The organism is Sphingobacterium sp. (genome assembly GCF_032065005.1).
In the GTDB taxonomy this organism is placed as follows: domain Bacteria; phylum Bacteroidota; class Bacteroidia; order Sphingobacteriales; family Sphingobacteriaceae; genus Sphingobacterium.
The window spans coordinates 51,483-65,438 of record NZ_DAMBMM010000006.1 but is presented as its reverse complement, the minus strand read 5'-3'; the positions used below and the strand labels follow the sequence as shown (position 1 = coordinate 65,438).

At 39.9% G+C, this 13,956-nt stretch carries 13 protein-coding genes; 1 reads left to right on the top strand and 12 read right to left on the bottom strand.

Features of this window, described 5'->3' with window-relative positions:
* Nucleotides 1-23 precede the first annotated feature (23 nt).
* From RT138_RS11155 to RT138_RS11145, 3 genes are all read right to left on the bottom strand, one after another.
* Nucleotides 24-353 (bottom strand): DMT family transporter, encoded by a 330-nt coding sequence (locus RT138_RS11155; RefSeq protein WP_185211371.1) that lies wholly within the window; start codon nucleotides 351-353, stop codon nucleotides 24-26.
* Nucleotides 354-422: 69 nt separating this feature from the next.
* On the bottom strand, nucleotides 423-986 hold the full coding sequence (locus RT138_RS11150; RefSeq protein WP_313190743.1) for a Crp/Fnr family transcriptional regulator: 564 nt from the start codon (nucleotides 984-986) through the stop codon (nucleotides 423-425).
* On the bottom strand, nucleotides 968-1,723 hold the full coding sequence (locus tag RT138_RS11145) for a UDP-2,3-diacylglucosamine diphosphatase (protein WP_313190742.1): 756 nt from the start codon (nucleotides 1,721-1,723) through the stop codon (nucleotides 968-970). Before RT138_RS11145 ends, RT138_RS11150 begins: the two co-directional genes overlap by 19 nt.
* A 273-nt stretch (nucleotides 1,724-1,996) precedes the next feature.
* Here RT138_RS11145 and RT138_RS11140 point away from each other — a divergent pair, with 273 nt between their 5' ends.
* Nucleotides 1,997-4,144 (top strand): prolyl oligopeptidase family serine peptidase, encoded by a 2,148-nt coding sequence (locus RT138_RS11140; protein ID WP_313190741.1) that lies wholly within the window; start codon nucleotides 1,997-1,999, stop codon nucleotides 4,142-4,144.
* 53 nt (nucleotides 4,145-4,197) lie between these two features.
* On the opposite strand, the gene RT138_RS11135 is transcribed toward RT138_RS11140, so the two are convergent.
* The 9 genes from RT138_RS11135 to RT138_RS11095 form a co-directional block, all read right to left on the bottom strand.
* Nucleotides 4,198-4,839 carry a hypothetical protein gene (locus RT138_RS11135; RefSeq protein WP_313190740.1) on the bottom strand — a complete coding sequence of 214 codons (642 nt, stop codon included), beginning with the start codon at nucleotides 4,837-4,839 and terminating at the stop codon, nucleotides 4,198-4,200.
* A gap of 213 nt (nucleotides 4,840-5,052) precedes the next feature.
* Nucleotides 5,053-6,288 carry a thioredoxin fold domain-containing protein gene (locus RT138_RS11130; RefSeq protein ID WP_313190739.1) on the bottom strand — a complete coding sequence of 412 codons (1,236 nt, stop codon included), beginning with the start codon at nucleotides 6,286-6,288 and terminating at the stop codon, nucleotides 5,053-5,055.
* Nucleotides 6,289-6,389: 101 nt separating this feature from the next.
* A complete protein-coding gene (locus RT138_RS11125) occupies nucleotides 6,390-7,571 on the bottom strand; it encodes an aminopeptidase C (RefSeq protein WP_185211366.1) in 1,182 nt (393 codons plus the stop codon).
* Between the two features lie 163 nt (nucleotides 7,572-7,734).
* The gene (locus tag RT138_RS11120) at nucleotides 7,735-8,769 is read right to left on the bottom strand and encodes a TerC family protein (protein WP_308214526.1); all 1,035 of its coding nucleotides are present in this window, start codon (nucleotides 8,767-8,769) and stop codon (nucleotides 7,735-7,737) included.
* Nucleotides 8,770-8,793: 24 nt separating this feature from the next.
* Entirely contained in the window at nucleotides 8,794-9,768 is a 975-nt protein-coding gene (locus RT138_RS11115; RefSeq protein WP_313190738.1) for a polyprenyl synthetase family protein, read from the bottom strand.
* Between the two features lie 53 nt (nucleotides 9,769-9,821).
* The gene (locus RT138_RS11110) at nucleotides 9,822-10,388 is read right to left on the bottom strand and encodes a DUF3109 family protein (protein WP_313190737.1); all 567 of its coding nucleotides are present in this window, start codon (nucleotides 10,386-10,388) and stop codon (nucleotides 9,822-9,824) included.
* A 3-nt stretch (nucleotides 10,389-10,391) separates the two neighbouring features.
* Complete coding sequence (locus RT138_RS11105) at nucleotides 10,392-11,183, bottom strand: DUF3108 domain-containing protein (RefSeq protein ID WP_313190736.1); 792 nt, start codon at nucleotides 11,181-11,183, stop codon at nucleotides 10,392-10,394.
* A gap of 30 nt (nucleotides 11,184-11,213) precedes the next feature.
* Nucleotides 11,214-11,729 (bottom strand): DUF2480 family protein, encoded by a 516-nt coding sequence (locus RT138_RS11100; protein ID WP_313190735.1) that lies wholly within the window; start codon nucleotides 11,727-11,729, stop codon nucleotides 11,214-11,216.
* Between the two features lie 65 nt (nucleotides 11,730-11,794).
* A complete protein-coding gene (locus RT138_RS11095) occupies nucleotides 11,795-13,894 on the bottom strand; it encodes a SurA N-terminal domain-containing protein (RefSeq protein ID WP_313190734.1) in 2,100 nt (699 codons plus the stop codon).
* Between the last annotated feature and the right edge of the window lie 62 nt (nucleotides 13,895-13,956).

Sequence of the window (13,956 nt, the reverse complement as noted above, 5' to 3'; positions counted from 1 at the left end):
ATTTTTATGCGCTTTTAAAGATACTAATGCGAAGAAACTGCTTTTAGCCCAACAATTGACCCAATTAAAGTGATAATAAAGAAGATGCGCCAGAAATCGGTAGGTTCTTTAAAGAAGAAAATACCCATTAAAACGGTACCTACAGCACCGATTCCGGACCAAACCGCATAGGCAGTTCCTAAAGGTAGGGTACTGGTAGCTTTGATCAACAAACCCATACTGATGGTCACACTGATCAGAAAGCCCAGGTACCAAAGGTACATTTCGGTTCCAGTGGCATCTTTGGCGCGGCCGATACAATAGGTGAAGGCGACTTCAAATAAACCACCAATTATTAATATTATCCAATTCATTGCTGTGTTTTTTTAATGGCGCAAAGGTCTATTTTAATTTAACCATTTCTTTTTACAATTGTTAAAAATTTATCTTTTTATGCCGCGTATACGGCTCAATGTAACTTGGGAGATCCCTAGATAGGAGGCAATATAGCCTAATTTAATCCGGTTGGTGATGTTTGGAGCCTTTTTTAAGAGTTCCTCGTAACTCTCATAAGAAGACCTGAAAAGGCGTAGCATCAACCTTTCTTCAATTTTTAAGGCTTCAAGTTCGGCTAAGCGGCGGCCCCAATTGCTGATGGAGGTATGGTTTTGGTAAAGCTCCTGTAGCTTTTGAATGGAGAGACGGTATAATTGAGATTTTTCTAATGTTTGGATGGTCTCATAGCCGGGTTGCTGATGGATATAGCTATTCAGGGACATCAGGACCTCACCGGGAAAGGTAAAACCAAGGATGATTTCCTTTTCTATTTTATGATAATAGATCCTACAGATCCCTTCTTTCTGGAAATAGAGAAAGGGGCTGGTTTTATCAGCATAGATTACGGTGCTGTTCTTGGGGACTTCAATCAGTTCACAGATGCTTTCCAATAAGGAAAACTGTTCATCATTCATCGGGTAGATCGAGTTTGCTATTTCTCTGAATTCCATTTTTCAAGTTTAATTTCTTGCCCGTCCCAAACAGCATAGGTATGGTAGTTGATCCATTCGCCTAGGTTAATGATTCGGCTGCTGTTTTTCAATTGAATATCATAGGGTAGATGACGATGTCCAAAGATGAATAAGTCATAATGCTGTTTCTCGAGGATTTCCTTGGCATAAACAATCAGCCACTCATTCTCTTCTCCAAGGAATTTTTCTTCGGCATTATTGGAAATACGGCTATGTTTGGACCAGCGCTGTGCAATCCCGATTCCGAGATTAGGATGTAGTCTGGCAAACAGCCATTGGCAGAGTGAGCTTCGGAATATTTTCTTGAGGAATTTGTATTTCGCGTCACCAGGGCCCAATCCGTCGCCGTGGTGGATATAAACGGACTTTCCATTGAGGTTGATGACTTTCTCATTGGATATGATTTCCGCTTTCAGTTCATCTTTCAGGTATCCGAACATCCACATATCGTGGTTGCCCTTAAATAGCGTGATTTTGATGCCTAGATCGGCTAATTCAGCCAGTTTGCCCAAGAAACGGATATAGCCTTTTGGTACAACCGTGCTGTATTCGAACCAAAAGTCAAAGATGTCCCCAACTAAATAGAGCTCTGCAGCATCGGTCTTGATGAAGTCCAGCCATGAAATAATATGCTGTTCCCTAACCTTGGACTGATCCATCGGATAGGAACCTAAGTGGAAATCTGATGCAAAATATATTTTGTTGCCTGGACTCATTCAGGTCAAAACTAGCATAATAATTACGGATTATCAAGACAGGGTAATATTTGGTTTAATGGAATTAAAACCAATATTATGAAGGGAATAGGCAGGATGGGAGAGAAATGAAAAAAGTTTGAACAACAGGTGCCCTGATTTCCTTGCTATCCAAAATCATTTTATTAACCATTTTATCATTGAAACTCTCGTTACGCATAGTTTACAAGTTGCAGGGGATTTGACTTGCAAATTATTTCATTAGTTTTGTGCTGAACTAATTGTACGATCAATATGATGAAATATTTAAGTATTGGCATCCTTGCTGTTGGACTGACAGCTTGCCAACAAGAAAAAGTAATTGAATCAAAAGCAGACATTAGCGTGAAACCCTACCCCAAAACCCAAAAGATAGAACAAAAAGACATTTTCTTTGGAACTGAAGTCGAAGACCCATACCGTTGGTTGGAAGATGATCTTTCCCAAGAAACCAAAAACTGGGTGAAAGAAGAAAATGAAGTAACTGAAGACTACTTAAGCCAAATCCCTTTCCGTGAACAGATCAGAAAACGTTTAGAGCATCTATGGGACTATGAAAAGGTATCTGCACCTTTCAGATCCGGTGACTATATCTATTTTTTCAAAAATGATGGATTGCAAAATCAAAGTGTGCTATATCGCAAAAAAGGTGATGATGGTAAGGAAGAAATCTTCTTGGATCCTAATAAACTTTCCTCAGATGGCACAACCTCATTAGCGGGACTGTCCTTTAGTAAAGATGGGTCCTTGGTTTCTTATCAGATCTCTGAAGGAGGTTCCGATTGGACCAAGGTCATTATCCTTAATGCGGAAGATAAATCCATTGTTGGTGATACCCTGATGAATGTAAAGTTCAGTGGAATGGCCTGGAAAGGTAATGAAGGGATCTACTATAGCTCTTATGACAAACCAAAGGAAGGCTCTGCATTATCTGCCATGACAGACCAACATAAATTGTTCTTCCATAAATTAAATACTCCTCAAAATACGGATGAGCTTGTCTTTGGCGGACCGAAAACACCGAGAAGGTATATTGGTGCTGGGCTGACGGAAGATGAACGCTTCCTGGTCGTTACGGCTGCCAACTCAACTTCAGGAAACGAACTTTATATCAAAGACCTTTCAAAACCTGAGTCTCCATTTGTCACCGTAGTAAACAATATGGAGAAAAACCACTATGTCCTGGACAATGATGGCGATCGTCTCTTGATCTATACCGAATTAAATGCACCGAATGGCCGCATTGTGCAAACAGATATCGCTACTCCAACCCCAGATGCTTGGAAAGACCTGATTGCTGAAACGGATCAAGTCTTGAGTCCATCAATTGGAGGGGGTAAAATATTTGCCAGCTATCTAAAGGATGCGACGACCCAGGTGAAGCAATACGATAGAGCAGGTAAATTTGAACACGATATAGAATTGCCAGGAGTAGGTTCTGCAGGTGGATTTAGTGCAAAGAAAGAAGAGAATGATCTTTATTATTCTTTCACGAACTATGTTAACCCCGGTACGATCTATAAATACGAGATTGCATCAGGGAAATCAGAGATTTACAAGAAACCTGAGGTTCAATTTGACCCAACCAAATACGAATCCAAGCAGGTGTTCTACACGTCCAAAGACGGAACCAAAGTCCCAATGATCATCACCTATAAAAAGGGAATTAAATTGGATGGGACTAATCCGACCATGTTATATGGTTATGGAGGCTTTAATATCTCCTTGACACCTTCCTTCAGTGTGAGCAATGTCATCCTATTGGAACAAGGCGGCGTCTATGCAGTTGCTAACCTTCGTGGTGGTGGCGAATATGGCGAGAATTGGCACCTTGCAGGGACGAAGCTCAAAAAGCAGAATGTTTTTGATGATTTTATTGCCGCTGCAGAATACCTGATCAGCGAAAAATACACCTCATCGGAGAAACTGGCAATTTCAGGCGGCTCCAACGGTGGTCTTTTGGTTGGTGCATGTATGACACAAAGACCAGAGCTTTACAAAGTGGCATTTCCAGCGGTAGGCGTCTTGGATATGTTGCGTTATCATAAATTTACAGCTGGTGCAGGATGGGCATTTGATTATGGAACGGCTGATGATAATGCTGAAATGTTCAATTACCTGTTGAAATATTCTCCATATCACGCTTTAAAGGCAGGGACAGACTATCCAGCAACGATGGTCACCACAGCCGATCATGATGACCGTGTTGTACCAGCGCATTCCTTCAAGTTTGCAGCAAGGCTACAGGAATATAACAAAGGAACCAATCCGGTATTGATCAGGATTGATACAAAAGCTGGCCATGGAGCAGGAAAGTCAACTGCGATGGTCATTGCTGAACAGACCGATAAATGGTCCTTTATGTTCCAGAACATGAAGCAGGGCTATAAAGAAGTTAAATAAATGAAAGAGGCTCGGAATTGTTTCCGAGCCTCTTTTTATTAGGCGATGATGCCCTACTTTTTAATCAATTTATAATAGTACTTCACGTTGGCATAGGCAAGGGTATCCGAGGATTCGGTCATATCATCCTTGCTCGGGAAATGATAGGTATTTCCCCAAAAGAAATCCTTGTCAGAAACAAGTCCTTCACTCCGATTATCCAGATTGAAAGAGAAATCTTTTCGTTTTTTAATCAAGCGACTATAATTGCTTTCATAAATGATTTCTTCCTTGGTACTTGGGTAAGTACCATAGTATTGCCAAAAATCAGCATAAATATTCCATCGGAACAAGGAGTCCTTTTCACCGACTTTGAATCCAAAGACATTACTCTCATATTCATTTGGAAATTCAGTCAATGTATCTCTTCGTACCATCAATGAATCATATTTGAAATAGGAAAGTTTGCTTTCTTTCCCAAAAGAGGTCGTAAAATAAGTGTTTGGATCGAAGCCTTCAGATTTATCTACAGCCCCTTCCTTGGAACCGACATACAATTTGGCATTCACTAGTTCCAATCGATCAAACTTATAAACCATGGGCTTATCGGGATCCTCCTTGTCTTCTGGTTCAATGGGATCCTTGGTACAGGAATAGCTAAATAATAACGGGAGAATAATTAGCAGGGAATTCTTAAAGTTAAGTGTAAATTTCATAGCATCTTGGTAATAATGGGATATGCAACAAATGTAGAAAGATTATTTAGCAAAGGGAAATATTTGCTATTTGAATTTCGTTATGATGCTTAAAAAATGCGTATATCAAAAAAAGAAGCTATCTGTTTTAGATAGCTTCTTTTCCTAAATTAAAATATCTTCCGCCTCATAATGAGTTGGATAGGGGGCATAAGGTCTGTGTTCTTAACAGATTTATTTCACCCAAGTAGGTTCACCTTTTTTCATTTTCTCCAAAGTGGCTTGGTATTCAGCCTTGCTGCCTTCATCCACTGCAGCAATAGCTTTCTCCTGCCATTCGATAGCTTCTTTTGTTTTTCCTACTTTGTGCAATAGGTTGGCATAAGTATCCATTAATGCTGGATCATTTGCTTCTTCAAGGGATTTCTTGCTCCATGCTAAAGCCGATTCTACACAGGAAGGATCATCACAGTTCTCAAATATGGCCCAAGCAAATGAATTCAATTGTGATGCATTTACTTTAGAAGGGTCAAGGTTGATATAGGCTTGAACAGCATCCCTGAATGCTGGCCAATTTTGCTTTCTGGCATAGTAGTTAGGTTTGAAGCTGGCAATCGAATTCGTTAAAGAAATCGTTGGATACTTTTTGCTCACTTCCTCTACCGTTTTGTCAAAGATATCGGTTTCAGATTTCATCACCACTGGAGCTATCTCTGAATTGATAATGGAAACCGAAAGGATTTGGTCTGTTTTTCCAGCGCCTAATTTAGCATCAACTTTCTCTTTGTTTTCCAAAAGGGTATTGAATGCTTTAGATCCTGGTTTACCCACGTTTTTGCTGATCAATTTCAAAACGTCATCTTCCATCAATTCCGCTGCAGTAGAGTTGTTGATAACACTTTCAACAGCTTTGGCGGTCAATTCTCGGTCATAAGCCTTTACTGCTGCTGCAGCCATTGATTTAGCGGTAGCTTTATCATTGGGCTTTTCATTGAATTTCTTAACCAATGTTTCGTATTGCGTGTTTGGATCTAGACCTTCTTTTGCCGCTGCAATGAATTGGTCAGCTTCACCACCACCAACGATGCGGTGTACCAATTCCCCATCCGGACTGAAGATCAGGAAGGTAGGGTATGCCGCCACTTTATAATCCTTTGCAAAGCGTTTAGCTTCTTCGCGCCATGATTTAACATCCTCATTGTCCGCTGGAGTTTCATCCATTTGGATTTTCAGGTTCACAAAATTCTCATTAAAGAAGGTGCCTACCTTTTCTTGAGGAAAAATATTGGCAGCCATCCATTTACATGGTCCACACCATGTCGTAAAGGCATCAACAAATATATGCTTGTTCTCTGCTTTGGCTTTTTCTTTCACTTTGGCCCAAGTCGTATTGTGCTCAAAGGAAATCCCTTTCTCTTGGCCGATTGCCAAAAATGGGAGAGTGAATAACAATAATATTAACTTTTTCATAATCAGTGTTTATTACATATTGTGGAATTGTAAAAACTAAGTTAATTATTTAAATGAAAAAGTCCCGATTTTTATCGGGACTTTTGATATTTTATTTAGGATTAAATACCTAATTGTTTCTGCATGTTTTTATCCAATGCTTTCTTATGAACCAATAAAGAAATTGTTTTGTAGCGAACAAATTCTTTTGTTGCGTAAAGGTATCCTTGGTAATCATTGGAAACTCCCCATGAGTTCTTCACGATATAATATTCTTTTCCGTTTTGATCCTTCACTTTTCCTACGATATGCATACCGTGGTCATCAGTCGTTTCGTAGTTGTCAAAAGCCTCTTGTCTTTGGTCTGCAGTGATAGCTGGTTCTGCTTTAGGTCCATTGAACAATTGATCTACTTCTTCTTTGCTCATCTTCTCAATCGGTTTCTCCGGTACGAAAGCTACACCGTTCTTCCAGCTGAATGTTTTCTCAGAAACATCGGTAGCCCAAGCTACAGTGAATCCTTTTTCTAAAGCTTTGTCGATGATATCAGTTAGATCATTGATCTTAACATTGTAAAAACTCTCAAATGACCAGTTGTCTGGAATCAATAGGACAAATGGTTTATAGTAGGCATGTTCTTCAAATGAAGAGATCCCTACATAGTCGTCAGGATTGATGCCGATTACTTGGTCAGCAAATGTTCTTGGCGTATATGTTTTTCCTTTGTATTGGAATGATTCAGGCACTTCCCCTAAGTAAGAGTCCATGGCACCGGTAAATGCGCTCATCCAGTTTTTTGAAGGTTTCTTGCTTTTTGCAACTGTCTCCGTGATGGATTGCAAGATCGGACTCATTTCACTGAAGTTATTTCTTGATTGTCCTTCTGGCAATCCTGTATATACATCATAAGGTACAGCACCATATTTTCTGAAGATCGTCAATACATCATGCAATTGTCCACCATCTCCTTGTGCTTGCTCTCCATGTAAACGGACGAAGTTCTTCGCTTTTTCAACATAAGTATTGCGCGCTGTATACAATTGGGAGATTTCAACAGGATCTTTGCCCATACGGATCATTTCTGACTCCAGGAATGAGTTTCCTGAGTATGACCAACAGGTGCCTGATGATCCCTGATCTTTAATAGAAGTCCTTCCTAAGTTGATAACTTCTGTGAATTTAAACCCTTCCTTGCTATTGTCGCTTGCATTTCCTTTTAGGGCATTTATTAGATTGTCTTGAGCTTGTACTTGTGTAGCAGCAAAGAACGCTGCTGCAATTAGAATAGATTTACTCCAATTCATATGATTTGTGTGTTTTTTTAATTGTGCACGAATTTATTAATTATTAACCGCGAACAAGGGTAGATTTTGTAAAAATATTAGCACAAATATTTCAATACGATTAAGATTAGCCTGCTATAAAAAGAAACGGGCTGGTGTTATCATCAGCCCGTTTCTAAAATCTTTATGCTTTATCAAAATCTTGCTTCTTCGGAAAGGCAAGGGATGCAATGATACTTAGTGCTAATATGCCTATAATGACGATCAGGGAATGCGATGTCGTAAAGCCCCATTCTTTCAGGTAACTGTGCAACAACATTTTCAGACCGATGAAGATCAACAGGAATGCTAATCCAACTTTCAAATAATGGAACTTGTGGATAATGTTTACCAATAGGAAGAACATTGACCTTAATCCCAGAATCGCAAAGATATTGGAGAAGAATACAATATAAGGGTCTTTCGTTACCGAGAAGATCGCAGGGATCGAGTCAACTGCAAAGATCAAATCGGTAAACTCGATCACCAAAAGGACCAAGAACAGAGGAGTCATGTATTTTTCGCCATTTTCAATATGGAAGAACCTTCCTTGGTCTAACTTATGGGTTACTTTAAAGTGTTTTGATGCAAATTTTACCACAGGGTGGTTCTCCGGATCAACCTCTTCCTCTTTGTTACGGTTGATGTACATGTTAAATCCAGTATAAACCAGAAATGCACCGAATACATAAAGGATCCATCCAAATTTGGTGATCAAGGCTGCACCTACGAAAATAAAGATACAACGCATGATAATCGCACCTAGGATACCCCAAACCAATACTTTATGGTAGTATTTCTCAGGAATACCAAATGAACTGAACAAAAGAACCATTACAAAAATATTGTCAACGGAAAGGGCATACTCAACCACATAACCGGTCAGGTATTCCAGGGTCAGGTTCTTGTTGTAGATATGAATACTGCCCGCTAGGTCGTTTTCATTGATGGTAATGTTATGGAAATGGTTTGCGACGACTTCCTTGAGTCGAGCCATGTCATGAACATTGTGGAGTTCATTTCCCCAATAGTACAGGAGCAAGCCAAACAAGAGGGCAAAGGTTACCCAGATGGCACTCATGATGGCTGCAACTTTTAACGATACTGGTTTGTCACTTTTGGAAAATAGACCTAAATCTATCGCTAGCATCAGAATTATAAATATTATAAATCCGATCATAAAAAGTGCTTCGTGGCTCATATTCTATTTTTTTCTTTCTGTAGTGTAACGTACTAATTGTTCTAATCCTAATTTATATTCTCCGCCGTTCGGGATGGTATCTAAGATATCAAAAGCTTCCTGCTGATATTTCAGCATTTGCTCCGTAGCGTAGTCCAATCCACCGTTGATCTTGACGAAATTGATGACTTCAGCCACTTTTTGCGCATCTTCATTATGATGCTTCACTAAGTTGATGATCTTCCTTTTCTGCGCCTTATCAACAACAGAAAGGGCATGGATCAAAGGCAAGGTCATTTTCTTTTCCTTGATATCGTTACCAACCGGCTTTCCGACATCATCCAAACCAAAATCAAACAGATCATCCTTGATTTGGAAAGCTATTCCAACCTTTTCTCCGAACAATCGTAGCTTTTCAATGGTTTCTGCATCTGCTCCAGCTGATGAAGCACCGATGGCACAACAGGAAGCAATCAAAGAAGCCGTTTTTTTACGGATAATATCATAATAGATACCCTCTTCAATATCCAGATGCCTTGCTTTCTCAATCTGCAGCAATTCTCCCTCGCTCATTTGCTCCACGGCTTCCGAGGCTAGGCGCAACAGATCATGTTCCTTATGCTTTACCGATAACAATAAACCCTTGGAAAGCAAAAAATCGCCGACCAATACAGCAACCTTGTTCTTCCATAAGGCATTGATCGAGAAAAAACCACGTCTCTCATTGGAATTGTCCACTACATCATCATGTACCAAGGAAGCAGTATGAAGTAATTCTACCAACGAGGCACCATGATAGGTGGATTCGGTAATACCTCCGGTCAATCCAGCTGAAAAGAAAACAAACATAGGTCGCATCTGTTTTCCCTTCTGCTTAATAATATAACGTGTAATACGATCTAATAGCGGGGCGGAACTCTGCATAGAAGCCTTGAAGGTCTTTTCAAAGCGTTTGAGATGTTCTTTTATAGGAAGTTGTATTTCGTCTAATGTTAACATGTAGTGGGTATAAGACCTTCAGGTCAAACTGAATCGCAATAAAAATACTAAAATTATGCTTTAGAAGCTAAGGTATTTTCAAGCTGTTGGTACCATTCTTCACCGTATTCACGAATCAAAGGGTCTTTCAGGAACTTATAAACTGGGATTTTAAGTTCTTGCCCAAAACTGCAGGCATCTTTGCAGATATACCAACGGTCATAATGCAAAACATCAAACTCAGGGTAGTGCGTAGCACGGATAGGATAGAGGTGGCAGGAAATCGGTTTCTTCCACTGCACATCCCCCATTTCATAGGCTTTTTCAATACCGCATTTCGTAATCCCGTTTTCCCAGGTTACATAGGCACATTCCTTATTGCCGCCCACACAGGTCGTAGTCAGGTCGCCATCGGCATCAACCACCGAGGTTCCCTGCTCCTCAATGGCCTTTATCCCCGCCTCAGTGAGGTAGGGTTTTACTTTTGGATAAATATCCGCTAATATCTTGGTCTCAGCTTCCGTCAATGGAGCTCCTGCATCGCCTTCAATGCAACAAACTCCCTTACACTTGCTGAGATTACACACAAAGTCATTGTTGATGATATCCTCATGAACAAGGACATTTCCTACTTCTATCATTTTCTATTTTGAATAACTTACCCTCTTGCCCAATGGATACTTTAGACCATCTGCACTCACTAAATCCATAGTCACTGATCCAATCAAGATTTCCACTTGAGCCTTCACAGGTATACGATTGCCATCATTGGTAACCCAAAGATACAAACGACTGCTCTTTTTAAAGATTCTTCCTGGAGATATTTCTGGACTAAGCTTGATACATTCCAGTTCCCCCAATACCGACTTTACCTTTTCAACCCCAATATACTCTACACCAAGCTGTGCAACCTCATCGTTCAAAAAGTAAGTGATCTTAAATTTATCGCCAGACTTTAAGCCTGAAAAATCTAGGTTCCTGGAAAAATAATATGCAGAAACCAAATCAAAAGTCTGCTGTGTCGGGCTGCTGAAAGTACCTTTTTTACCCTTTACCTTTTTAGTCTTGTGATCAAATGTCGCATATTCTACCCTTCGATAGTTGTTCTCCCTGATATTCTCGGTATAGAGAATAGGAAGGAAGTTGGACTGATCTATATAGGAATCATACTGGTTCTTGACCGTGTAAAATTTGGAAAATGCTCCTGAGGTCTGCCCAAAGGCCGATAAATGGATAGCATCGTTGATCCCAAAACTATATTTTGACTCCTGAACCGAAAGGGTTCCAGTTGCTGCCGAAATAAAACCATATCTAAGCTTATACTTTAATATTTCGCCGGGCTTGAAGGTAGGTTCTTTTAAATAGGGTAGGGTTTGTCCAATGACCGTGGTCATCAAAAAAACACTGAATACAATTAATGAAATAAATCTTTTCATACGGGTTTGACAGCAATTATATTGGAAAGTTTAAGATTTTCGCTTGAATACAGGGACAGTGGAACAAGGCTCCCCGTACATGACGCTTTTGGCAACCTTGCTTAATTGTGTTGTGAATGTAACAAAGGCTGACTCAGGTACCGGAATATCTCCGCAACCTTTTACTACGATACGTTGGTCCTGGTACTGGCTATAGTCCAGGGTAGAAAGGGCATGGTCAAATAAGACCTTGCGCACATAGTCCTCATCCCCAAAGTGGATCGACAAGGCTTGATCAGCTAACTTTGTAGATAGGAGCATATAGGCCCAGGTAGGCACAATCGCATCTGCCGAACAGATTATCCCGATATGTTTGTCCTTATACTGCGTCCAGTCATGGGTTTTAATGAACTCCCTGAAGTCTTTTTCCTTAAGGATCAGACCATGAAATAAATTATCCTTGATATCATAAATCTCAATAGCTGCCTTTGGAGCATGCTCTGCCAAATCAATCGTTATCAACCCGCTCTGAGCGACCTTGTTTATTATGTTTTCTTGAATGTCCATTTCTATAAAAATAAAAAAAGCTGGATAACATTCGTCATCCAGCTACAAATTTAATCAATTCTATGTTAATAGAATTTAATACGATTGTCAACAATCTTCGCGTTGTCCTGTAGGGCTTTCAAGATAGTTCCCCATGAACGTTGCGATTTTGCTTCTGTGATCTGCTTTTGTTGTGTAGTCAATTCCTCGCCAGCTAATGCCTTTGGATTTACAAAGCCTGCCACTTGAACAGCATAAACACCTTGTTTCCCTTCGATAGACTTAGATGGTTTGTTTGGCTGAAGACCAAATACTGTTCCTACAACAGCATTCTCAACTGCTACTCCCGGAATTACTGGGTTCGCTAAAACCACATTGTCTACTGTCTGAACATTCTTGCCTAATTTCTGAGCCACCTGATCGATGTTCCCAGCTCCAGACAATGCATTGTTCATTTTCTCCTTCAACATGCGTGCTTTAACTAAATTCTTAACAACGGGCTCAATTAATGTCTTAACTGATTCCAATGGCTGGATTCCCTTTGGTTGGATGTTGGTTACCCTTGCAACGATAAAGTTATCCGTAGTTTCATAAACCTTGTCGCTAACCTCTCCGTTTTTAGCCTCAAAAGCCCAACGGATTAGCTCTCTAGGTACTTCAACTCCACCTAACATATTGTCCATAGCAACTGTACGGTCGTTTTTCAAGATCTCAACGTTCTGTTGTTTCGCGATATCATTGAAATTGTCCTTGTTTACAGCTGTATAGAATTGGTTCGCTTTAGAATATGCAGCATCTGTAGTTTCTTTTCCTGAATTGATGCTCTTGTCTACGATAGCAAGTTTCGCAATTTGAGAATTACCGATCTGTCTGTTGATTTTAACGATATGGACACCATAATTGGTCGATACCACTTTCACATCACCAGTTTTACCTTCGAATAAGGTTTCATCAAGCTCAGGGAATGCACCGCGAGTTAATGTACCGATTTCACCAGCATTGTTTTTGCTGTTAGGGTCTGCGCTGAACTCAACCGCTAGAGCTGAGAGGCTCGCTCCACCTTGAATCAGGTTCTTGATCGAATCTGCTTTCGCCATGGCTTTATCAACACCACCTTCTGTAGCTGGATTGATTAAGATATGACTTGCATTAACTGAATCTGGGCTGTTCTTTACTGCGATTACCTTGGCAATCTCGTAAACATTCTCTGTCAAGAAAGGACCAACTACCGTTCCAGCAGCTGTTTGGAAAGCTACTGAATCCAATGCAGGGCTCAATTGACCTTTTGTATAATATCTTACAGGGTATTTGTTTTCTGAATTGATCGTTACAAAGCTTGAATCATTCGTTGAAGCCTGTAAATCTGTTTTCAATTTTTGGATCTCACCTAATACTAATGCTGAGTCAGCAGAATTAGGTTTCGCATCAAACAAAACATACTCTAACGTGCGGATCTCTTCTGGATTTTTGAACGCATTTTTGTTTTTGTCGTAATATTCCTTGTAGTCTGCATCTGTCAATTTGATTTCTGAATCTTTTACCGATGCATAGTCTAACATGACATATTTGAAGTTTGCAAGTTTATTACGTGAATTGTAATCATATTCAGCTTCTAAAGAAGTAGTGTAGATGCTGTTGTTGATCAAGTTCGTGTATTTCTGGTTCAAACGTTCGTTTCTCACATTCTGCAATAAACCTTCCCATTGTGCATTCATCTCCGGATTGGTTTTCGCTTGTTCAATAACTGCAGAAAGGTAGTTTTTGTCAAACTGTCCAGTCTGTGGATTAGTGAAAGCTTGAATGATCTGTGGTGAAGGATTGTTACCGAACAATAAGCTGTTCAATTCTTCCTTACCTACCTGAAGACCGATTTTATCAATTTCTTGATTTAATAAATTCTGTGTTAAAAACTGGTTCCATACTTGTTGTACGGCAAATCCGCGCATCTGTGGCGAGGAAGCTCCTCCCATTTGTTGTTGATACATTTGGCTTGCTTGGTCAACTTGTACATTGAAGTTTTGATAATCTATCCCTTCTCCATTGATACTACCCACTTCATTTTGGCTTCTTTGCCAAAATGGGGTACCAACATTGATGGCATCACCCAATAAAAATGCAACAATTGCCAAACCGATCACGAAAATTACTAAGCCCGCACGGTTTCGCAAAGAGGTCATTAATCCCATAACGATATTCTATAATTTTATGCTAATATTTTAATTAATTTGTTTTTCTTAAAAACAAGGCG